Origin of the sequence: Streptomyces sp. NPDC087844, from assembly GCF_044742785.1 — a bacterium.
Classification (GTDB): Bacteria; Actinomycetota; Actinomycetes; order Streptomycetales; family Streptomycetaceae; genus Streptomyces.
On record NZ_JBIUVD010000001.1, the window covers coordinates 209628 to 232004 of the forward strand.

Genomic DNA, 22377 nt, shown 5'->3' on the forward strand with positions numbered 1-22377 from the left:
TCCTAGTTCAGGTACTGACAGGTGGAGCGGGGGGTGTACATGCCGTGCCCGGCACGGCCGGTGAACTCCCGCTCGGTGATGACCGCTTCGCCGCGCGACAGGACCGTCTCGACGCGGCCGGTGGTGCGCCTGCCCTCGTACGCCGAGTAGTCGACGTTCATGTGGTGGGTCTCGGCGGACATGGTCTGCTCGGCGTGCGGGTCGTAGATGACGACGTCCGCGTCGGCGCCCGGCGCGATCGTCCCCTTCTTCGGGTACAGGCCGAACATCCGGGCCGGGGTCGCGCAGGCGATCTCGATCCAGCGGCGGCGGGAGATGTGCCCGTCGACCACGGCCTGGTGCAGCAGGTCCATGCGGTTCTCGACACCCGGCAGACCGTTGGGGATCTTCGAGAAGTCGCCCCGGCCCAGCTCCTTCTGGCCCACGAAGCAGAAGGGGCAGTGGTCGGTGGAGACGACCTGGAGGTCGTTGGTGCGCAGGCCGCGCCACAGGGCGGCCTGGTGCTCCTTGGGCCGCAGCGGCGTCGAGCACACGTACTTGGCGCCCTCGAAGCTGGGCTCCGCGAGGTTGTCCGTCGACAGGAACAGGTACTGCGGGCAGGTCTCGCCGAAGACGTTCAGGCCCTCGTCGCGCGCCCGTGCCAGCTCGGCGACGGCTTCCGTCGCGGAGACGTGCACGACATACAGCGGTGCCCCCGCCACCTGCGCGAGCTTGATGGCGCGATGGGTGGCCTCGGCTTCGAGGAGGGCCTTGCGGACCTCGCCGTGGAAGCGGGGGTCGGTCTCGCCCCGCGCGAGCGCCTGCTCCACCAGCACGTCGATCGCGATGCCGTTCTCGGCGTGCATCATGATCAGGCCGCCGTTCTCGGCGGAGCGCTGCATGGCGCGCAGGATCTGGCCGTCGTCGCTGTAGAAGACGCCGGGGTAGGCCATGAACTGCTTGAAGGAGGTGACGCCCTCCTCGACCAGCAGGTCCATCTCCTTGAGGGTGTCCTGGTTGACGTCGGAGACGATCATGTGGAAGCCGTAGTCGATGGCGCACCTGCCGTCGGCCTTGGCGTTCCAGGTGTCGAGGCCCTCACGCAGGGACCGGCCGACGCTCTGGACCGCGAAGTCGATGATCGTGGTCGTGCCGCCCCAGGCGGCTGCGCGGGTGCCGGTCTCGAAGGTGTCGGAGGCGGCGGTGCCGCCGAAGGGCAGTTCCATGTGGGTGTGGGCGTCGACTCCGCCCGGGATCACGTACTTGCCGGTGGCGTCGATGGTCCGCTCGGCCGTCCAGGCCTCGGCCGCGAAGGTGCCGGTCGCTGCGATCGCGGCGATTCGGGAGTCCTCGATGAGGACGTCCGCGTGCAGTTCGTCCGACGCGGTGATCACCAGGCCACCGCGGATGACTGTACGGGTGCTCATGCTCTCTCTCCTGTCTGTCCAGACGGGCACCTCCGGTGGAGGGCGGTGGGTAGGTGCGGGTACGTCGTGGCTGGTCGCGCAGTTCCCCGCGCCCCTTGCGGGGCCCCGGCAAGGGTCGGTGCTCAGGGAGCCGTCAGGGGCTCGTACGCGTCCGGGCGGCGGTCCCGGTAGAACTGCCAGCGGTCGCGGACCGTGCGGAGCTTGTCCATGTCCAGGTCGCGGACGACGAGTTCGGTCTCCTTGTCGCTCGCCACCTCCCCGACGAACTGTGCCTCCGGGTCCACGAAGTACGAGGTCCCGTAGAAGTCGTTGGAGCCCAGTTCCTCCACGCCCACGCGGTTGATGGCGCCCACGAAGTACTCGTTGGCGACGGCCGCGGCCGGCTGCTCCAACTGCCAGAGGTAGGCGGAAAGGCCGCGTGAGGTGGCCGACGGGTTGAAGACGATCTCGGCCCCGGCCAGCCCGAGGGCACGCCAGCCCTCCGGGAAGTGCCGGTCGTAGCAGATGTAGACGCCGACCCTGCCGACCGCGGTGTCGAAGACGGGCCAGCCACTGTTGCCGGGACGGAAGTAGAACTTCTCCCAGAAGCCCTCGACCTGCGGGATGTGGTGCTTGCGGTACTTGCCGAGGTACGAGCCGTCGGCGTCGATCACCGCCGAGGTGTTGTAGAGGACGCCGGGCTGCTCCTCCTCGTACATCGGCAGGACGAGGACGATGCCCAACTCCGCTGCCAGCGCTTGGAAGCGGCGGACGATGGGGCCTTCGGGGATCTGCTCGGCGTACTCGTAGAACGCCTTGTCCTGGACCTGGCAGAAGTACGGTCCGTAGAACAGCTCCTGGAAGCACAGGACCTGGGCGCCCTGCGCGGCCGCGTCGCGGGCCGCCTGCTCGTGGACCTGGATCATCGATTCCTTGTCGCCCGTCCATGCGGTCTGGAAGACGGCGGCGCGGATCACTTGGCTCATCGGGACCTCCGGTCGCTGGGTGTGCTGGGGCGGGCGTCGGAAGTGCCGTCGTCCGCCCCAGGAGCCTAGGAAGTCCCGAGCGAGGCTTTGAGTTGCAGCGTGTCACGTCTGCGGGCGTGTGGCGTTCCACGGTGTCACCCTTGCGAAGGCCCATGTTTCACCACCGTTTTCCCAGGTCGTGCCATGTTTCAGCGTTGTTGCGCGTCGTGCGCGAGGAGGGCGATGTGGATGGAGGCGGCCTGTTCGAAGTCGTCGAGGTCGACCCCGAGCCGCGCCTCTATGGACTCAAGCCGCCGGTACAGCGCGGGCCGGGAGACATGGTGGAGCCACGCGGTACGCGACTTGTTGCGGCCGGTGGCCAGATACGTCCGCAGCACCGGCAGCAGCTCCACCTCCGTGTCGGCGCCGCACAGCAGCCCGTCCAACTCCCGTTCCGCGAAGGACTGGACGTGCGGGTCGTCGCGCAGCAGCCGGACCAGTCCGCGCAGGTGTACGTCCCTCAGCCGCACCACGACCGGGAGTTCCAGGTCGGCCGGGCTCTCGGCCACCGAGTCGGCCACGTGCCGGGCCTCGCGCAGCCCCGCGGGCACGTCGTCCCACCCGGTCCGCGCGTCCGCGGCGGCGACGACGGCCGCGGACGCCTGTTCCCGCGGGAGGCCGCCGCCCGGATCCGTACGCAGCCGGGCGGCGAAGTGCGCGGCGAGGGCTTCGGCGTCCTGGTCCCTGGCGAGGCTCAGCAGGACGGCGGTGACCCCGTCCGCGAGTTCGGCGACGAGTCCGGGCAGTCCCAGCCGTCGCAGCACGCGCGCCAGTTGGGCGGCGCTCACGCCTCGTACGGCCAGGGGTACGAATGTCCGGCGGTTGACCGGCAGTCCTGCCGCGCGGGCCCGGGGCAGCAGTTGCCGGGCCGGTACGGCTCCGGAGACGAGGTCGGTGAGCAGGCTCTGCGCGGACTGCTCCTCCCAGGAGTGCGCGGATGCGCCGAGCATGCGGTGCAGGACGAGCGCCTCGGCGGCGCGGTCGGCGAGGAGCCGCCCGGTGGCGGTGTCGCCGCGGTAGCCGCAGAGCACGATGCGGCCCCAGCGCTCGCCGCGCCCGCCCAGTTCGGCGCGGACCCAGCCGTCGCCCTCGCTGCCGCCCGCCTGCCGCGCGATGCGCTCCCAGTCGCGCAGCACGTCGTCGACCGCGGACCGCTCCCCCGCCGTGGCGAGGACCCGGTGGGCGAGGTTGGTGACGACCACCGGGCAGGCGCTGTGGCCCGCTATCTCGTCGAGCATCCGTTGCAGCGGGGCACCCGTCGTGATGAGCCCGGTCAGCGCGGTGCGTACGGCCTCCGACAGGCTGACGGCCGCGAACTTCCGTCGTACGAGCCGGGACTGGACCTCTTCGGTGAGTTCGACGAAGGGGAACGGGCGGTGCAGGACCACCATCGGCAGCCCGCACCGCTCGGCGGCCCTGCGCATCACCTCGGGCGGCGCGGGAAAGGCGCGGCCGAGCCCGAGGACGACGGCCGAGGCCTCCGCGCGGTGCAGGGAGCGGATGTACTCGGCCTGCGCCTCCCGGTCGCCCGCGAGCAGTACACCGGTGGTGAGGACCATCTCGCCGCCGCTGAGCATCACACCGACGTCGGCGGCCTCGGCGACGTGCACCCAGCGCACGGGCCGGTCGAGCTGGCCCGCGCCCGCCACCACCTCGGGCTCCCCGGCGAGCACCCGCTCCAGGGCGAGGATCTGCCGGACCGACAGGGCGGGTTCCGAGGCGGTCGTCATCAGGGCGGACCTTCAATCTCGCGGTGCCGAACACTCCTCGGAGCCGACGCTGGTCGGGGTGGCAGCCGCTCAGAGCCGGCCGGCCCGCAGGGCGCGCTCCAGCATCGCGGCGCCCTCCTCGGCCTCCGCGACGGTGAGGGACAGGGGCGGGGCGATCCGCAGGACACTGGTGCTGTGACCACCGCCCTTGCCGATCAGCAGGCCTTCCCCGCGGGCCGCTTCGAGCACGGCGGCGGCCGCGTCCGGATCGGCCTCGTCGGTGCCGGGCCTCACCAGCTCGACGCCGATCATGAGCCCGCGGCCCCGGACCTCCCGTACGCCCGGGAACCGCTCGGCGACGGCCCGCAGCCGCTCGATGAGCAGTCCGCCGACCCTGCGGGCGTTGCCCTGGAGGTCGTGCTCCAGGAGGTACGTGAGGTTGGCGAGGCCCGCGGCCATGGTGACCTGGGTGCCGCCGAAGGTGGAGATGGAGTTGGCGTCGAGGCAGTTCATGATCTCGGCGCGGGCGACGACCCCGCCGATGGACATGCCGTTGCCGATGCCCTTGGCGAAGGTGAGGATGTCGGGCGGGCCGTGCTGCCCGTGGGCCTGCCAGCCCCAGAAGTTGTCGCCGGTCCGGCCCCAGCCGGTCTGCACCTCGTCGGTGATCCACAGGATGCCGCGTTCGGCGAGTATCTCGCGGAAGGCCGCGTACAGACCGTCCGGCGGTGAGGTGAAGCCGCCGACGCCCTGGACGGGTTCGGCGATCAGGGCCGCGGGCGCGCGTACATGCCCGAGCAGGTCCTCCAGGTCGGCGACGCAGGCCGCGATGAAACCGGCGTCGTCGAGATCCGCGTACGGGCCGCGGGTGCGGACGCCGCCGTGGACGTACAGCGTCTGGAGGGGCGACAGGCTGGTCGGTGACCAGCCCTTGTTGCCGGTGATGCCCACCGCGCTGAACGAACGCCCGTGGTAGCTGTTGCGCATCGCCAGGATCTGGTTGCTGCGGCGGTACGCGGTGGCCAGGAGCAGCGCGGTGTCGTTGGCCTCGGTGCCCGAGGTCGTGAAGAAGACGCGCGCGTCCGGGATGCCGGACAGCCTGGCGATCCGCTCGGCCAGGTCGACCATCGGCCGGTTGAGGTAGAGCGTGGAGGAGTGGTTGATCCGGCCCGCCTGCTCGCTGACGGCCTTCGTGACCTCGGGAAGGGCGTGCGCTGTCATCGTGGTGAGGATGCCGCCGAAGAAGTCGAGGTACTTGGTGCCCCCGGCGTCCCAGACGTGGCGGCCCTCGCCGTGGGTGAGCTCCAGCGGGTTCGCGTAGTAGAGGGCGAGCCAGTCCGGCAGAGTGGCCCGGTGACGGCCCAGCAGGTCCTCGGTCACGGCCGCACCAGTCCTTCGTACGCGTCGGGGCGGCGGTCCCGGTAGAACGCCCACTGCTGCCGGACCTCCTCGATCAGGCCGAGGTCGAGGTCGCGGACGACGAGCTCCTCGCTCTTGTCGCTCGCGGGCTCGCCGACGAACTGCCCGCGCGGGTCGACGAAGTACGAGGTCCCGTAGAAGTCGTTGTCCCCGTACTCCTCCTCGCCGACCCGGTTGATCGCGGCGATGAAGTACTCGTTGGCGACGGCGGCGGCCGGCTGTTCCAGCTGCCACAGGTGGGCGGAGAGACCCCGGGAGGTCGCCGAGGGGTTGTAGACGAGCTGGGCGCCGTTCAGACCGAGCTGGCGCCAGCCCTCCGGGAAGTGGCGGTCGTAGCAGATGTAGACGCCGACCTTGCCGACCGCGGTGTCGAAGACGGGCCAGCCGAGGTTGCCCGGCTTGAAGTAGTACTTCTCCCAGAAGCCCTTGACCTGCGGGATGTGGTGCTTGCGGTACTTGCCGAGGTACGTGCCGTCGGCGTCGACGACCGCGGCGGTGTTGAAGTAGAAGCCGGACTGTTCGACCTCGAAGACCGGGACCACGACGACCATGCCGGTCTCGCGGGCGAGTTCCCGCATCCGGGTGACGGTCGGGCCGTCCGGTACGGGTTCCGCCCAGCGGTAGTGCTCGGGCTCCTGGACCTGGCAGAAGTAGGGGGCGTTGAAGACTTCCTGGAATCCGATGATCTTCGCGCCCTGACGGGCCGCCTCGCGGGCGTGCTCCTCGTGCTTGGCGACCATGGATGCGGTGTCGCCGGTCCAGGTGGCCTGGACCAGAGCGGCGCGTACGACGTTGGCCATGAGCTGCTCCTTCGACGTGACGTCAGAGAGCCTCTACGCCCGTAGACACTTGGCGTAGAGCCCTGAAAGTAAGCCTCGCCGCTGCGCTGGGCAAGACCATCGTCGTTAACCGGCGGAGTCGATCATGTTTCACACCCCTGTGGGTGAGCGGGACCGGGCCTTTCGCCTCAGGCCGTGTAGCCGGCCACACGCAGGGCGTGGATCAGATCCCAGTAGCGCTGTTCCGAGACGTCGCGGGCCGCCTCCAGGAGGAGCGGGGCGAGGAACTGCGGGTCGGCGTCGATACTGCGGGCGGCTTCCTCCGGGGTGCGGACGCGGACGTACGCGTCCAGCAGGGCGCGGACCTCCCGGTGCCGCCCCTCCCCGACGAGACCCAGGACCGCCTCGCCTATCTCCGGGGCAGGGCGTGCGACGCCCTGCCGCAGCATCTGCCGGCCGTCCGCGGTGCGTCCGGCCGCCACCAGCGCGTCGGCCGCGGCGACCAGCCGGTCGGCGGGCAGCGAGACCGCCTCCCAGAGGAGGGAGGCCCAGTCGGCGTCGAGTCCGGCACGGTGCAGTTCGGCGGCGAGGAGCGGAAAGCGTCCCGCGGGCCAGTGAGCGGCCTCGACCAGCACGGCGTGCGCCTCGCCCGTACGGCCTTCGCTCCGCAGCCGGACGAGCGTCGCGACCGTCTCGACGGTGGACCGCCGCGCCTCGTCGTCCAACGGCTCACGCCGCGGCGCCCGCTGCCCACCGCCCTCCTCGGTACCTCCCGCGAACCGGGCGCCCCGGGGGGTCCGGTCTGCGGGCTGCGGCACCCGCGGCACGGGGGTCACGGGGCCGCTCGCGCCCCCTTCCGTGCCCGTGCCCGTAGCTGTACCCGTATCCGTGGCTGTACCTGTACCTGCACCCGCGCCTGTACCCGTGCGCGCGTCGGCGTCCGTCATGCCGGCGAAGCGGGCGCTGCCCCGGGCGCCGCCCCGGATGCGGCGCTTGGAGCGTTGCTTGGGCGCGGGGGCTTCGGGAGAGACGGGGTGCCCGATGGCCTCGGACACTTCTCCAGCCGCACGCACTTCGGTGGCTTCGGGATGTGCCGCCCGGGCTTCCGGGGCGGAACCGGTGCGGGAGGCCTGGGCCGCCGCTTCCTGCCGTGCGGCCCGGTCCGCGGAGGCGTCGCGCCAGAGGTCTGGCCAGTCGTCCTCGTCCGGCGACGAACGCTGCGCGCCCGGACGCGGGGCGCCTGCCCCGGCGGCCGTTCGGGCGGGTTCCCGGTCATCGTTCCCGCTCCGGGCTCGCCCAACCGTCCGCCGGTCCAACTCCTCCACGCGGGCGCGGATCTCGGCGCAACGGGCTGTCGCGCGGTCGTGGTCGTCGCGGGCCCAGGCGAGATCGAGGCGGAGGGAGTCGCCTTCCTCCTGGGTGGTGACCGCGGGAAGCGAACGCCCCAGCTCCGAGAGCCGCTCGGCGGCGTACCGCTGTTCGCGCAACATGACGTCGAGCCGGTCGCCGAGAGCGTCACGGCCGCCGGGCCGCGCGTCGTACGCGGCGAGGGAGGCGGCGTGCAGGGCCCTGGCCCGCTCGGTCTCCTGCGCCGCGGCCCGGTCACCGTACTCGGCGCCCAGATCCTGGAGGATGGCCTCCACGACGTCCCAGGGCGGCACTTCCCAGCCGTCCAGGCAGGCCCGCATCCCTTCGGGGTCGCGCTGCCAGAACACACCGCACCAGCCGCCGCCCTGATCGAGCCGGGACAGCAGGCCGCTGAGGTACCGCGCGAACTCCCGTACTTGGTCCGGGAGTTGTTCCACTGTCATTGCGTTCACCCCACGCCGGACCGGAGTACTCCAATATGGCAGAAAACACCATTCGTGTTACGAAAGCGCTACGACGACTTTTCGAGCTGGACGAAGAGTGCGGATACCACCCGGAACGTGAGGGGCGACCGGGCGCCCGTAAGGGGTGCGGGGAACCGCGCGAGCGGTGTGCCCCGTCCCGACCGGGCGCCGAGACCGCGGGCGGTCGCTACGGCGCCGGCCGCACCACCATCGCCGAGCCGCCACCCCTGCGTACGGTCTCCGCGGCCGCCAGCCACTTGCCGTTCGCAAGGCGTTGGACGCCCGTCGCCGCGCCGATCTCCGGATTCTGCCGGAATCCGTGCCCGATGCCTTCCAACTGACTCCTCAACTGCCCGTTCCACAGGCCCGGTTCGAGCTCGGTGGTCGTCTGGTTGCGCTGGCTGGCACGCGGGGCGGCGATCGCGTCGACGAGCGGCAGGCCCCGGTCGAGGAAGCCCGTCAGCGTCTGCAGCACGGTCGTGACGATGGTCGCGCCACCGGGCGAGCCCAGCGCCACCACCGGCTTCGCGTGGCGGTCGAGCACGATCGTCGGCGAGATCGACGAGCGCGGACGCTTGCCGGGCCCGGGCAGGTTCGGGTCGTGCACGGCCGGGCTCGCCGGGGCGAAGGAGAAGTCGGTCAGCTCGTTGTTGAGGAGGAACCCGCGGTCCGGAACGGTGATCCCGCTGCCGCCGGTCTGCTCGATGGTGAGCGTGTAGGCGACGACGTTGCCCCACTTGTCGGCCGCCGTCAGATGGGTCGTGTTCTCACCCTCGTACGTCGTCGGCGCGGCCTTGCCACCGGTCGCGCACGCCGCCGGGTCGCGCGGGTCGCCCGGCGCCAGCGGGCTGGTGAGCACCGCGTCGTCCTTGATCAGGCACTCGCGCGAGTCGGCGAACCTCTGCGACAGCAGTTCCTTCGTCGGTACGTCCTCGAAGGCCGGGTCGCCCACCCAGCGGCCCCGGTCCGCGAAGGCGATCCGGCTGGCCTCGATGTACCGGTGCAGGTACTGGACGTCGGAGGCCTTCGAAAGGTCGGTGTTCTCCAGGATGTTGAGCGCCTCGCCGACCGTGGTGCCCCCTGAGGAGGAGGGCGCGATGGAGTAGACGCCCAGACCGCGGTACGAGGTCTTCGTGGGCGCCTGCCGCTTCGCCCGGTACTTCGCCAGGTCCTTCAGCGTCAGGTCACCAGGGCGGGCGTCGTATCCCGAAGCGGGGTCCACCGGCGGCTCGTTGACCGTGTCGACGATGTCCTCGGCGAGCCTGCCGCGGTACAGGGCGCTCACCCCTTTGCGGCCCAACTCCTCGTACGTACGGGCCAGATCGGGGTTCTTGAACGTGGAGCCGACCACCGGCAGCGAGCCGCCCGGCAGGAACAGGTCGGCCGTGTCGGGGAAGTTCCTGAACCGCGCCTCGTTGGACGCGGTCTGCGAGCGGAACGTGGCGTCGACGGTGAACCCGTCCCGCGCCAGCCGCTCCGCGGGCCTCAGCAGCGGCCCCAGCCGCTTGCTGCCCCAACTGTCCAGCGCCGTCTGCCAGGTGGCCGGTGTGCCGGGTGTGCCCACGCCCAGGCCGCTGGTCACCGCGTCGGCGAACGGGATCGGCCGGCCGTTCTCCAGGAAGAGCCCCGAGTCGGCCGTCAGGGGTGCCGTCTCACGCCCGTCGATCGTGTGCACCGAACGGGACTTGGCGTCGTAGTAGACGAAGTAGCCGCCTCCGCCGATGCCCGACGAGTACGGCTCGGTGACGCCGAGGGCCGCCGCCGTGGCCACGGCCGCGTCCACCGCGTTGCCGCCTTTTCGGAGGATCTCCACACCCGCGGCCGAGGCGTCCGCGTCGACGCTCGCGACGGCTCCGCCGTATCCGACGGCCACCGGCACCTTCTCCGCCGGGCCTGACCCCTCCCCCGCGGCCCCCGAGGAGGGCGGCGTCGCCCCCACCGACACCACCGCGGCCGACACCGCCAGCACAGCAAGTCTCCGCGCGACCGAGCGCCCCATCAGTACCTCCAGTCAGCGATTCCCAGCGCAGCGTAACTTCCCCGGCACGGTCGCGTCAGGTGCCTCTCGAACACGGATGCGCTTGCCCGCTAACATGCGCGCCCATGAATGACGACGTACGCAACATCGTCCTCGGAGTGATCGCGGCGGGCCTCAGCGCCTCGCTGGGCTGGCTCGCCCGGACCTACCTGTGGAAGCGCAGGCTCCGCCGCAAGCAGGCCTTCTTCGGGCTGCCCGACCACTCCGAGTCGCTGCTCGTGGTCAACCGCGACGCCGGCAGCCCCGATCTGGCCGTACACCGCTACGACGTCTTCGCGCTCCTGGAACTCGCCGCCCTGATCAAGGACTGCAACGCGCACGCCGACGTGATCACCCAGGACGCGGCCAGGCAGGGCTTCGGCGAGCGCACGGAGTTCTGCGTCGGCGGGCCGGGGTCCAACCGCCGCATGGCCGCCCATATGCAGGCCATGCTGCCGGGCGTGCGCGTGAACGTCGATCCGGAACCGGGTCCGGACCGCCTGGCGTTCCAGATAGGCACCGATCGCCACCGTATGCAGCCCGGGGTGGCCGAGTACGTCCTGCTCGCACGGCTCACCGCCGGGCAGCCGGGCCCCAGCAGGCCCGTGTTCCTCTTCTGCGGGCAGCGCGCGATCACCAACCAGGCGGCGACCCGTTATCTGGCCCGCAACCACGAACGGCTGTACCGCAAGCACGGAGACAGCTCCTTCGCCCTGCTCCTGAAGGTCGTGAACTCCCAGGCGTACGGTCCTGATGTCGTCGAGCTGGTCGCCGACGTCACCCGCGCCGCGCAGACCCCCCTGCCCGAGGGGGCCACCCGGACCACGCATCGCGCCGGGCAGTAGGGCGGCGCCGGGGAGAGCACAACCCGACCGGCGCAGCTGACCTTCTTCTCACCAGCGCCCGACCCGTGTACGTGTCGGTCCCGCTGCGTGAGCAGTGATCCCCGGCTGCCGCCGGACGGGCCATTGCCCCTCGCTACCGCGTGCCCGGCAGCAGCGTCCCCGGGTCGGCCGAGGCGCCTTCGACAGCCTCTGTCACCGCGGGGACGAACGACAAAGCGTAGTCGAGACCGGGCGCGGCCCGTCCCCCGGCATGGCGGAAGCCCTCACCGGCACCGTGGCGCGGAACCGACGCCGGTTCAGGGCGTACACATGCCGCACGTGCCGTACGGGTCATGATCACGTCCCCCGCTCAGTGTGTGAGGATCTTGGAGAGAAAATCCTTGGCACGGTCGCTGTGTGGGTCGGTGAAGAACTCCTCGGGGGTGCGGTCCTCGACGATGCGGCCGTCGTCCATGAAGACGACCCGGTCGGCCGCCGACCGCGCGAAGCCCATCTCGTGGGTGACGACGACCATCGTCATACCGTCGCGCGCGAGCTGCTGCATGACCTCCAGAACCTCGTTGATCATCTCCGGGTCGAGCGCCGAGGTCGGCTCGTCGAACAGGAGCGCCTTGGGATCCATCGCGAGGGCGCGGGCGATGGCCACGCGCTGCTGCTGCCCGCCGGAGAGCTGCGCCGGATACTTCGGCGCCTGCGAGGCGAGCCCCACCCGGTCGAGGAGTTCGAGCGAGCGCTTGTCGGCCTGGTCCTTCTTCCGGCCGCGTACCTTCATCTGCGCCAGTGAGACGTTCTGCAGGACCGTCTTGTGCGCGAAGAGGTTGAAGGACTGGAAGACCATCCCGATCTCGGCGCGAAGTTTCGCGAGTTCCCTGCCCTCCTCGGCCAGCGGCTGTCCGTCCAGCCTGATCTCACCCGACCCGATGGGCTCCAGCCGGTTGATCGCCCTGCAGAGGGTCGACTTGCCCGACCCCGAGGGGCCGATGACCACGACCACCTCCCCCTTGCCGACGGTGAGGTCGATGTCCCGCAGGACATGCAACTCCCCGAAGTACTTGTTGACGTGTCGCAGCTCGATCAACGGATCGACGGCCATGCTCAGCCCTACCCACTCTCAGCAGTGTCGCGATTGCGGCAAACTATCCAGACAAGAGTGGAGTTAACGCACGACACGCACTTTTCGGGCATTAGCCGTATTTACTCCGCCGGTGCAGGGCAGGGCTTCACGTTTCCGCGACCTCGGCGTACAGCTGGGAGAGTTCGGGCACTCCGCTGGCCGCCCATTCATGACCCAACACGACCACGTCGATCTCCCGGCCCGACACCAGCCGCACCACCGGCTGACCGTTGGGCCACACCTCCCACAGCGCGCCGGGCACCGTACGGACGATGACCGTGCCGAGATAGAGGCCGGCGTCGTTGCCGAGCCAGGGCAGGCTCTCCTCGTCGTCGCGCCAGCGTGGCAGCAGTTGGTCGAGTGCCACCAACGAGGCCGCGCTGTCGTCCAGTTCGATCCCCTCCTGATGGGCCTGGGAGCGAAGCAGTTCACATTCGGAGAGCAGTTCGGCCACCCCCTCGTGGTCGCTCTCGCTGTCCGAGAAGACCGCGACCCCTCTGGCAGGGCCCCGCTTCTTGCGCCAGTTGCCCAGGAAAGGGATGTTCATACACCCAGCCTTTCATCCGAATCGCCCACCGCACCACAGGGCGCGCGGAACGCCTGTTCCCAGGGAGTTCGCACGCAGTTCGCGCCTGCCTCATTGACGGGACCTTGTCATCTCTTTAGCTTCACGGTGCGTCCTGAGCGGGAGGAGTCGGTGTGCGCCGACGAGTGTGGAGTACCACCGTTGCTCTGACTCTGCTGTCGGTGCTGACGGCCACGGTTCCGGCGACGGCCGCGGTCCCTGCGGCAGTCGCGATCCCTGCGACAGACGCGGCCCTTGCGACGGCCGCGCCACCGGCCAGGGAGCGTCCGCTGTCCCTGGAGCGGCTCTTCGACAACACGGCCGTGAGCGACGACGCGCGACCCGCCGGGGCGGACTTCGACGGCTCGGGCCGCTCCCTGTCTGCGCAGGACCTGACCGCCGCCGGCTTGACACCGGGACGCTCACTGATGGTCCAGGGCGCCCGGTTGACCTGGCCCCGCCGGACACCGGGCGAGCCCGACAACGTACGCGCCGACGGCCAGTCCGTACGGGTACGCGGCCACGGTGACGCACTCGCCTTCCTGGTGGCGGGCACGGGTGGCGGCGAGGCCGGCGGCACGGGCGTGGTGCGCTACCTCGACGGCTCCAGTTCCCCGTACCACCTGAGCGCGTCGGACTGGCGCGGCGGCCCGCTCGCCACCAAGGCCGTGGCCCTCCCCCACATCAACACCCCCGGCGGTCAACTCACCGAGAAGGCACGGCTGTACGTGGTGACCGTGCCACTCGCCCGGGGGCGCGCGGTGAACTCCGTGGAACTGCCGGACAACGGTGACCTGCATGTGTTCGCCCTGTCGGTCCGCTCCGGCAGCCCCGGCTGGACCGGGAGTTGGGCCGCGTCGACCTCCGGCTACCCGGCCGTCGGGCCGTGGACGGACCGGACCCTGCGCCTGGTGGTGCACACCTCGGCGGGCGGGCCACGGGTGCGGATCCGGCTCGACAACACCTTCGCGGCCGCACCCGTACGGATCGGCGGCGCGACGGTGGCGGTGCAGGCGTCCGGGGCGAGCCCGCGCAGCGCCCCCGTGCCGCTGTCCTTCGGCGGCTCCGCGGGCACCGAGATCCCCGCGGGAGCGCAGGCGTTCAGCGATCCACTGGGCTTCGACGTGCCCGCGGACAGCAACCTCCTGGTGAGCTTCCACCTGCCGGGAACGGTGACGGCGGCGCCCGTGCACAGCCTGGCCGTCCAGCAGTCGTACGTCAGCGAGCCCGGCGACCACGCCGGCGACACCGCCCCGGACGCGTACACCTCGACGATCCTCAACTGGCCGCTGCTGACCGGTGTCGACGTGGGTGACGACGTGGGTGACAGACCGGGCGGCGGGTCGGGTAGCGGGTCGGGTGGCGGGTCGGGTGGCGGGCTGGGCGGTGGGCCGGGGTCCGTCGTGGTGCTCGGGGACTCGATCACCGACGGCGAGAGGTCGACGCGGGACGCGAACCGGCGCTGGCCCGATCTGCTGGCCGACCGGCTCCGGCAGCAGAGTGCGGTGCCGCGCCACGGGGTGCTCAACCAGGGGATCTCGGCGAACCGTGTGGTCACCGACCGCTACGTCGGTGACGGGGTCTCCACCGACACGGGCGGGGTGAGCGCGCTGCACCGCCTCGACCGGGATGTCCTCGCGCAGACGTCGGCGCGTACGGTCGTCGTCTTCCAGGGGATCAACGACGTCCGCTGGGGTGCGAGTGCGGAGCAGGTCGTGGACGGGCTGCGGGAGGTCGCCGAGCGGGCGCACGGGCGGGGGCTGCGGGTGCTGGCCGCGACCATCGTGCCCTGCGAGGGGGAGGCGCGGTGCACGGCTGCGGTCGACGCGGAGCGGACCGCTGTGAACCGGTGGATCCGGTCCGGGACCGGCTTCGACGGCGTGCTGGACTTCGATGCGGTGTTGCGGGATCCGGGGCATCCTGCGCGGATGTCGTCCGGCTACGACAGTGGGGATCATCTGCATCCGGGGGATGCGGGGCTCGCCGCGCTGGCTGAGTCCGTGGATCTGGGGTTGTTGTAGGGGGGGTTCTTTTCGGGCCGGGGCCGGGGTCGGGGTCGGGGAGGTTGTGTGTCGGGTGCGGCCCGGATGTGGCTGGGCGCGCGGTTTCCCGCGCCCCCTGGGGGCACCCCTGGCGGGGCTATACGTCCAGGTCCACTACCACCGGGGCGTGGTCCGAGGCGCCCTTGCCCTTGCGTTCCTCCCGGTCCACGTAGGAGTCGGTCACCGCCTTCGCGAAGGGGGCGTTCCCGTAGACCAGGTCGATGCGCATGCCGCGGTTCTTGGGGAAGCCGAGCTGGCGGTAGTCCCAGTACGTGAACGGGTGCTCGTACTTGAGAGGGCGCGGGACCACGTCCGAGAGGCCGGTCTCGCGCAGGGCGGTGAGCGCGGCGCGCTCGGGCCCGGTGACATGGGTGGAGCCCTCGAAAACGGCCCGGTCGAAGACGTCGTCGTCCGTCGGAGCCACGTTGTAGTCGCCCATCACCGCGAACGGGCGGCTGCCGGCCGCGTCACCCGCGACGGCCGCCCTCAGGGCCTCGAACCACTGGAGCTTGTACGCGTAGTGCGGGTGGTCCACCTCGCGGCCGTTCGGCACGTAGACCGACCAGACGCGGACCGGGCCGCAGGTCGCGGAGACCGCGCGGGGCTCCTCGACACCCTCGTACCCGGGGTCGCCCGGCAGGCCCCGCACGATGTCCTCCAGGCCCACCCGGGACACCACCGCCACGCCGTTCCACCGTCCGGTCGCGTTCACCGCCGACTCGTAGCCCAGCTCGCGGAGCTCCTCGGTGGGGAACTGCTCGGCGGTGGTCTTCGTCTCCTGGACGCACAGCACGTCCGTGCCGCTGCTCTCCAGCCAGGCCAGCAGCCTGGGGAGACGGGCGGTGATCGAGTTCACGTTCCAGGTGGCGATACGCATGCCTCACAACCTACCGGGCGCCTCTGACAGTCAGAGATCGGGCACTCAGAGGTCGGCGGTCTCGCCCGGCGCCAGCCGCAGGTGCTCGGAGCCGCCCAGGGCGCCGATCTGGCGGTCGTAGGCAGGGCGCGCGAGGTCCGTGAGCAGGGCGTCGTGGATGTCGTACGCGCGCTGCGGCTTGACCTCGCGGACGTAGTCGATGACCTCGGAGATCTTGCTCCAGGGGGCCTGGACGGGCAGCAGCAGCGTCTCGACCGGGTGGTCGGGGAGTGTCAGCGCGTCGCCCGGATGGAAGATCCGCCCGCCGTCGACGAGGTAGCCGACGTTCGTGATGCGCGGGAGGTCCGGGTGGATCACGGCGTGCAGTTCGCCGTGGACCTGGACGTCGAAGCCCGCGGCGGTGAACGTGTCGCCGTGGCCGACGGTGTGCACACGGCCCGGGAACGCGGCCGAGAGCTGGTCGGCGACGGACGCAAGGGTCCAGATCTCCGCCTGGGGGTTGGCCTCAAGACCGGCCCGCAGGTGCCCTTCGCTGAAGTGGTCGGGGTGCTCGTGCGTGACGAGGATCGCGTCCGCGCCGACGGCGGCGTCCTCCTCGCTGAAGACACCGGGATCGATGACGAGTGCGCGGCCGTCCTTCTCCAGGCGGACGCAGGCGTGCGACTTCTTTGTGAACTTCATGCTTTCCATCCTGCCTCCGCCTGTCGCCGCGGGCTCACCCGAGGGGACCCTTTCCCGCCGTTCACTCCTGCGGTGTGGTCTCCTCACGGATGACCTGCTGGGCCACCTTGAAAGCGCTGTTCGCGGCCGGTACTCCGCAGTAGACGGCCGCCTGGAGGAGTACTTCCTTGATCTCGACGGGGGTGAGCCCGTTGCGGAGGGCGGCCCTGGTGTGGAAGGCCAGCTCGTCGAGGTGGCCGCCGGCGACCAGGGCGGTGAGCGTGACACAGCTGCGCGAGCGCCGGTCGAGGCCCGGCCGGTCCCAGATTTCGCCCCACGCGTAGCGGGTGATGAACTCCTGGAAGTCCCCGGAGAACTCGTCGGCCTGGGCCAGCGCCCGGTCCACATGGGCGTCCCCGAGCACCTCACGGCGGACCTTGATGCCCGCGTCGTACGGATCGGGCCTGCCCGTCAGCGCCTCGGGCTGGGGGGCCGGGGCGATCTCGGCGACGGGTGACGCCTGCTGCGGCACGGAGAGCACCTGGCTCGCCTGCGGCACCACGACCGACATCTGCCCGGTGGACGAGTCGTAGGCGGGCTGCTGCCAGGCCGTGGAGAAGTGCCGCACGAGGAGGTCCGTGACCGCGGCGGGCTGCTCGACGGGGACCAGGTGGGAGGCACCGGGCACGACCGCGAGGCGGGCGTCCGGTATTCCGGCGACCAGGGTGCGGGCTTCGGCGGGGCCGGTCACCTGGTCGTCCGAACCGACCAGGACGAGCGTGGGCACACCGATACGGGCGAGGTCGGCGTGGATGTCGAACGCGGCGAGCGCCTCGCAGGCGGCGATGTAGCAGCCCGGGTCGGTGGTGCGCACCATCTGTACGGCCCACTCGGTGATCGCGGGCTGTGCCGCCGCGAACCCGGTCGTGAACCAGCGCTCGGGGGACGACCGCGCGATGGGGTCCAGGCCGTTCGACCGGACGATCACACCGCGCTGCCGGAACTCGTCGGCCGTGCCGAAGCGCGGGGAGGCCGCGATCAGCGTGAGCGAGGCGAGGCGCTCCGGGCGGCGCAGGGCCAGTTCGGCGCCCACGGCTCCGCCGAGCGCGCAGCCCGCGTAGCCGAACCGCTGGACGCCGAGCCCGTCGAGGGTGGCGAGCAGCCGTTCGGCGAGCTCGGTGACGGACCCGGTCGGGTGCGCGGGCGCGCCGCCGTGGCCGGGCAGGTCGAAGCGGAAGACCCGCCACTGCTTGGCCAGCTCCGGGACCTGCCGGTCCCACATGTGCCAGGTGGTGCCCAGTGAGGGACCCAAGATCAGGACAGGTGCGTCTTCTGGCCCGTCAAAGCGGTATTGAAGGGTGTTGGTCTGTGCGTCGCTCACCCGACTCACGCTCCCACATCTCACGTTTTCTCACGCACTTGGGTCGGATCCCCACGCAAGCCGTCCCACGTTGTGGCAGCCTCGCGAAGATCCTCCGCACCGGCCTTCACATACATACCGGCGGGCGGGCGGGCGGCGAGGAACTGGACACACCGCGCGTGCATCGTACAGATGGACCCTACGAGGCTTCAGGGGCCTGTGGCGGTTGCAGGCCTATCGGTGGACCGTGCGACCGCACCAGCGGATCAGGAGCGTCCGGTCGTGGCCGACGGCGAGCACGGCGGTCATCGTCACAGATCAGCCAGCGGGACGCAGGGCCGCCGGGCTCTGCGGTATCAGGCCGATACGGCGGCCTCGGACCGTACGGGCCGGGGTGCGCTCCTCGGCCGTGAGCAGGCCGTGAGCAGGCCGTGAGCAGGCCGTGAGCAGGCCGTGAGCAGGCCGAGGAAGGCGGAGTCGAGGACGGACTTGCCGCAGCCGGAGCGTGCTGGCACACCTGTACACGCAGAGCCGCTCCCGCACGCCCCATTGCACACATGCTCAGCCGGGGTCCGGGTCACACGGCCTGGACCGGGTGACGGACGACCGCGTCGAAGAGATAGCCCTGCGTGTTGTGGACGGTGGTCTCCGGCTGGGTGCGGCCCGTCGTGTCCGTCGCACGGGCCAGGAGGATGTACGTCCCCGGGGTCGTCGGACGCCAGTCGACGGACCAGCGGACCCAGTCGGCGCGGCGCGGGGCGTCGTACAGGCGGGCGCGCCGCCAGCTCGCGCCGCCGTCACTGCTCACGTCGACGCGGGCCACGGCGCCCGCGCCCGACCAGGAGCGGCCCGTGAGACGGTGGTCCGCGGCGGCCTCCAGGCTTGCGTTCCAGGGGAGTTCGAAGGCGCTCTTGAGGGTCTGGCGGGTGAGCGGGGCACTGCCGCCCGCCGGGTAGGCGTCGCCGAACAGCCGGTAGAAGTCGGTGTTCCACGGGGAGTACAGCGGCTGGGCGGAGACCTCGATGTCGCCGACCCACTTGATCGACGCGATCCCGATCCAGGACGGCACGAGCACCCGTACGGGACCGCCGTGGTCCGGCGGGAGCGGCTCGCCGTTCATCTCGTACGCGAGCAGCACGTCGTCCAGGGCCTTGGACACGGGCAGCGGGCGGCGGACCCGGCCGAGGTTCGTGCCGTCCGCCGTGACGTAGTCGGCGTCCAGGCCCCGGGGCAGGACGTCCACGGCGCTTTTGCTCAGCCCGGCGCGGCGCAGCACTTCACCGAGCCGTACACCGCGCCAGCGGGCGACGCCGATCGCGCCCAGCGTCCACGCCGTACCGGACACGGTCTGGCCCTGCTGTGTCGTGAAGAAGCTGCGGCCGTTGCCCGCGCACTCCACGAACGCGCTGCGGGTGGTGGCGGGCAGTCGCTTCAGATCGTCGAGTGTGAACTCGGCGCCGCCGCCGACCAGGCCGTCTCCCCAGACGGTGACACTCCAGGCGTTCGCGTCCAGGACGGGGGTGGCGGTGTGGTTGCGGACGAAGAAGCGGTCCGTGGGGGTGTGATGGCCGGTGCCCGCCAGTGCCTCGAACCTGGTCTCGGCGTTCGTACCGCGGGAGGTGAACCAGGCGTCGGGGAGGGGCTTGACTATCCCGGGGACCGCGGCGGCCGACGCGCGGTCGGTGGTTCCGGTGGCGGCTTCGGTGGCGGCTTTGGAAGTGGCCAGGGCCGGTGCGGCGAAACCGGTGGTGGCCGCGGTGGCCGCGCCGGCCAGTCCGGCGGCGGCCAGCAGCCGGAGCATGTCGCGCCGCTCGATGCCGTCGGCCCGGGCTTCGCCCGCGAACCACTGGCGAAGTCTGCGACGGTCGTAGACGGACTCGTCATCGCGCGTGCTGGTACGGGAATCGGTACGGGACATGGGTGGGCTCCTGCCTCTCGGGGGTTCACGAGCATGCGTACGGAGGATGTGGGGGGTGCGCGTACGAGTTCGGGTACAGGTACGGCAAGGCATGCCGGGGCCGGGGTGTCTGGTGAGGGTGAGTCGGGGCGGTGCGGCCGGGCGCGGTGACGACCTCGGTGGAGGTTCGCCGACGGTCAGCGCGCCGGGGCCACGGGCTCGGTGAGGATCAACAACAGCCGTGCGGCGTACGCACACGGAACCGCGGGGCAGGGCGGCATCGGCTGAGGATCATGGACGCCATAGTACGAGACCGCGCGCGGACTCGCCGGTGAATCGCGGGAGTCGGGACACGCTCAGACGTCGGTCGGCGAGCCCAGGCCGGTGAGGGCGCCGACCGGATCCAGGTCGGGGGTGCCGCGGGGCCACCAGTCGTCGTGGCCCGGTTCCGACTCGTACGCGTACCAGAGGCCGTCGTGGCCCAGGCGGAGCTGTATGTGGCCGTGGGGGTGGGTGAGGTGGTTGTGCCAGGGCCTGAAGGCGGGGAAGTCGGCCGCGAGGAGGAGGGGGCGGGCCCGGTCGAAACGGCCCGCCGGAGGATCCCAGGCCTCTTCGAGGACGGCGAGCCCTTCGAGCCCGCCCTGGCGCCACGCGGCGACCGCGCGGGCCAGGTCTCCCGGGGTGCGACGCGCGGCGGTGGCCAGGTCCGCGTAGAGGGCGCGGGTGGTGGCGGTGAGGCCGGAACCCGGGCGGGTGGCGGCGATCCGGACGGCGTCCTGCCAGAGTGTCAGCCCGGCGAGGGGGTCGCGGCCGGTGGTGAGCAGGGCGTGCGCGCGGGCGGCGGCGTCGGTGGCCAACTGGTCCAGCGCGAACGGGTCGGGGCCGCCGGGCGAGGCCGGGTAAGCCGGGGGCTGTTCCGGATGCGCGGGCGGCGGCAGCGGGGCCGGCAGGGGCGCCGGTACGCGGCGCTCGACCGCCTCGCGGGCCGGGACTCCGGGCAGCGCCGGTTCCTCGGCGGCGCGGGCCGAGCGGGCGGCCAGGGTGGCGTTGCGCCGGGACAGTTCGTCCAGCAGTTCGCGCTCGCCCCGGCCGCGCAACAGGAGGAGGACGAACGGGTCTTCGTCCAGCAGCCGCGCGGTCTGGTAGCAGAGGGCGGCCGCGTGCTTGCACGGGTGACCGGAGTCGGGGCAACTGCAGCGCGGGACGAGGTCGCCTGGGCCGGGCAGCAGTTCCACCCCGCTGTCGGCGAGGGCCTGGGGCAGCTCCTTGTCGAGCAACGCGGCGATGTGGGCCGGGCGTTCGGCGGCGGCGTCGAGGAAGCGTTCCCAGTCGCCGTCCGAGAGCGTACGCATCCGGATCTGTACGCGGTACGGCCGCGGACGGCTCCCGTGCACATAGGCGAGCACGAGCCCCGGCGTGACCGTGACGGCGTCGACGTGCCCCTCCCCCGCGTACGCCTTTCCCCGCCCTAGCCGCGCCGCGTCGAGCGCCATCTCCTCCAGCGCGGCGATCCACGCGTTCCCCCACCACGTCTCGGCGAACCCGCCCTCGCGCCGCGCCCGCGCCGGCGGCGGGAACGTACGCCGCAGCTCACCGTCCCGGGCGGGGGCGGCCATGGAACGACCGGTCGCGGGGGCACTGCGCTGTGCGGGGGCCGGGGTGTCGTCGGAGGCGGCGTCGGGCTCGGCGTGCGGATGGGTACGGGCGGCTCCAGAGCCCACGGGTTCGGTGTCGGCACCGGTAGTGGTGCCGACACTGGCATCGACATCGACATCGACACCAGCACTGGCACTGGCACCGGCACCGGCACTGGCTTCCGCGTCTGTGCCGGTGCTCGTGCTCGTGGCCGGAGTCGTGGCCGGAGTCGTCGCCGGACGCGTGGTGCCCGGACCGGTGTCGGACTCGTCCGCCCGCTCTTCCCTCTCCAGCCGGGACGACAGGTCGAGACTGTTGCCCAGCATCTCGGCCAGCTCCCGAACCTGGGCCGCCGCCTCGCGGCTGGACCTGGTGGGACGAGAGCCGGGGGCGGTGACCTCGGCGCCCTCGCGCCACTTCCGGGACGCCCCGACTCCCTTGTCCTGCGCGGCGGTTCGCTCCCGATCCGCCTGGATGCGCGCGGCACGCAGCGCCTCCCGAGCTACGTCGCCGGGGCGCGAGGTTGCGGAGAATACGTCGGGCCGGTCGGCCGCGGGCGGCTCGGAGACCTCGTCGGGCCGACCGATCGCCGATGGCCCGGAGGCCGCGCGGGGCCGACCCGACACCCGCGCGTCGGAGCCCCCGTCGGAGCCCCGGTCGGGTGGTTCCGTCACCGTCGCGCCCGAGACTCCGGCGGGCGGCCCCGAGCCCGTCGCACCGGAGACCCCGTCGGGCAGTCCCGCCGCCGTCACGTCACAGCCCGTCTCGGGTGCCCCCGTCACCGTCGCGCCTGAGCCCTTCCCGTTCGGCCCCGTCACCGTCGCATCGGCGGCCGGGCGTACGCCACGCCCATCCGGCTGCTCGGCGCCCGCGAAGCCCGGTGCGCCTCCTGCGCCCTCGGTCCCCGTGGCGGCGTCACCGCCGGTACGGCCCACAGTTCGCCGAAGTGCCTCGCGCGCGGCGTCGCCCGGGCGGGGCCCGGATGTCGCGGTCCCCTCGGCGGCTCGGTGCCTCGGCTCCACAGTCGCCGGGGGCGCCTTCGAGACCGCACTCGTACCCGGCGGATGTGGAGCCGAGGAGGACTCCCCCGGGTTCGCCTCAGCACGGCGGGCTTCCCGCAGGGCCCGTCGGGCGGCGTCGGCAGGTCGCGTCCCACCGGCCGGGCGAGCGCTGTGCACGGAAGACGCCGCGTCGGCGCCGGCTTGAATTTGAGCAT

General features: G+C 71.8%; 16 protein-coding genes and 1 pseudogene. 2 read left to right on the forward strand and 15 right to left on the reverse strand.

The window, feature by feature from the left end; all coding sequences use genetic code 11:
• Window positions 1–2: 2 nt before the first annotated feature.
• The 7 genes from hydA to ggt all read right to left on the reverse strand — a co-directional run bounded on the left by hydA (window position 3) and on the right by ggt (window position 10148).
• On the reverse strand, window positions 3–1406 hold the full coding sequence (gene hydA, locus ACIOKD_RS00865; RefSeq protein WP_402076533.1) for a dihydropyrimidinase: 1404 nt from the start codon (window positions 1404–1406) through the stop codon (window positions 3–5).
• Between the two features lie 122 nt (window positions 1407–1528).
• The gene (locus ACIOKD_RS00870) at window positions 1529–2371 is read right to left on the reverse strand and encodes a nitrilase-related carbon-nitrogen hydrolase (RefSeq protein WP_402076534.1); all 843 of its coding nucleotides are present in this window, start codon (window positions 2369–2371) and stop codon (window positions 1529–1531) included.
• A gap of 188 nt (window positions 2372–2559) precedes the next feature.
• Window positions 2560–4140 (reverse strand): PucR family transcriptional regulator, encoded by a 1581-nt coding sequence (locus tag ACIOKD_RS00875; protein WP_402076535.1) that lies wholly within the window; start codon window positions 4138–4140, stop codon window positions 2560–2562.
• A gap of 69 nt (window positions 4141–4209) precedes the next feature.
• The gene (locus tag ACIOKD_RS00880; RefSeq protein ID WP_402076536.1) at window positions 4210–5499 is read right to left on the reverse strand and encodes an aspartate aminotransferase family protein; all 1290 of its coding nucleotides are present in this window, start codon (window positions 5497–5499) and stop codon (window positions 4210–4212) included.
• A complete protein-coding gene (locus ACIOKD_RS00885) occupies window positions 5496–6338 on the reverse strand; it encodes a nitrilase-related carbon-nitrogen hydrolase (RefSeq protein WP_402076537.1) in 843 nt (280 codons plus the stop codon). Before ACIOKD_RS00885 ends, ACIOKD_RS00880 begins: the two co-directional genes overlap by 4 nt.
• A 167-nt stretch (window positions 6339–6505) precedes the next feature.
• Window positions 6506–8128, reverse strand: coding sequence for a hypothetical protein (locus ACIOKD_RS00890; protein WP_402076538.1), 1623 nt, complete (start codon window positions 8126–8128; stop codon window positions 6506–6508).
• Window positions 8129–8336: 208 nt separating this feature from the next.
• Entirely contained in the window at window positions 8337–10148 is a 1812-nt protein-coding gene (gene ggt / locus ACIOKD_RS00895) for a gamma-glutamyltransferase (RefSeq protein ID WP_402076539.1), read from the reverse strand.
• Window positions 10149–10252: 104 nt separating this feature from the next.
• Here ggt and ACIOKD_RS00900 point away from each other — a divergent pair, with 104 nt between their 5' ends.
• The gene (locus ACIOKD_RS00900; RefSeq protein ID WP_402076540.1) at window positions 10253–11011 is read left to right on the forward strand and encodes a hypothetical protein; all 759 of its coding nucleotides are present in this window, start codon (window positions 10253–10255) and stop codon (window positions 11009–11011) included.
• A gap of 349 nt (window positions 11012–11360) precedes the next feature.
• Here the strand turns inward: ACIOKD_RS00900 and ACIOKD_RS00905 are convergent, their stop codons facing one another.
• Window positions 11361–12104 carry an amino acid ABC transporter ATP-binding protein gene (locus ACIOKD_RS00905; RefSeq protein WP_402076541.1) on the reverse strand — a complete coding sequence of 248 codons (744 nt, stop codon included), beginning with the start codon at window positions 12102–12104 and terminating at the stop codon, window positions 11361–11363.
• A gap of 127 nt (window positions 12105–12231) precedes the next feature.
• Entirely contained in the window at window positions 12232–12672 is a 441-nt protein-coding gene (locus tag ACIOKD_RS00910; RefSeq protein WP_402076542.1) for a DUF6278 family protein, read from the reverse strand.
• A 152-nt stretch (window positions 12673–12824) separates the two neighbouring features.
• Here ACIOKD_RS00910 and ACIOKD_RS00915 point away from each other — a divergent pair, with 152 nt between their 5' ends.
• Window positions 12825–14711: an SGNH/GDSL hydrolase family protein gene (locus ACIOKD_RS00915; RefSeq protein ID WP_402076543.1), complete on the forward strand. Its 1887-nt coding sequence runs from the start codon at window positions 12825–12827 to the stop codon at window positions 14709–14711.
• A 118-nt stretch (window positions 14712–14829) separates the two neighbouring features.
• Here ACIOKD_RS00915 and ACIOKD_RS00920 read toward each other — a convergent pair whose 3' ends face one another.
• From ACIOKD_RS00920 to ACIOKD_RS00945, 6 genes and pseudogenes are all read right to left on the reverse strand, one after another.
• Entirely contained in the window at window positions 14830–15609 is a 780-nt protein-coding gene (locus ACIOKD_RS00920; RefSeq protein WP_402076544.1) for an exodeoxyribonuclease III, read from the reverse strand.
• A 45-nt stretch (window positions 15610–15654) separates the two neighbouring features.
• Window positions 15655–16290, reverse strand: coding sequence for an MBL fold metallo-hydrolase (locus tag ACIOKD_RS00925; protein ID WP_402076545.1), 636 nt, complete (start codon window positions 16288–16290; stop codon window positions 15655–15657).
• A 61-nt stretch (window positions 16291–16351) separates the two neighbouring features.
• Window positions 16352–17650, reverse strand: coding sequence for a 4-carboxymuconolactone decarboxylase (pcaC, locus tag ACIOKD_RS00930; RefSeq protein WP_402076546.1), 1299 nt, complete (start codon window positions 17648–17650; stop codon window positions 16352–16354).
• A 315-nt stretch (window positions 17651–17965) separates the two neighbouring features.
• Window positions 17966–18186: pseudogene (locus ACIOKD_RS00935) on the reverse strand (hypothetical protein); the annotation flags it as partial.
• Between the two features lie 20 nt (window positions 18187–18206).
• Window positions 18207–19547, reverse strand: a complete 1341-nt coding sequence (locus ACIOKD_RS00940) for a sulfite oxidase (protein WP_402076547.1) — start codon at window positions 19545–19547, stop codon at window positions 18207–18209.
• A 335-nt stretch (window positions 19548–19882) separates the two neighbouring features.
• Window positions 19883–21943 carry an SWIM zinc finger family protein gene (locus tag ACIOKD_RS00945; protein ID WP_402076548.1) on the reverse strand — a complete coding sequence of 687 codons (2061 nt, stop codon included), beginning with the start codon at window positions 21941–21943 and terminating at the stop codon, window positions 19883–19885.
• Between the last annotated feature and the right edge of the window lie 434 nt (window positions 21944–22377).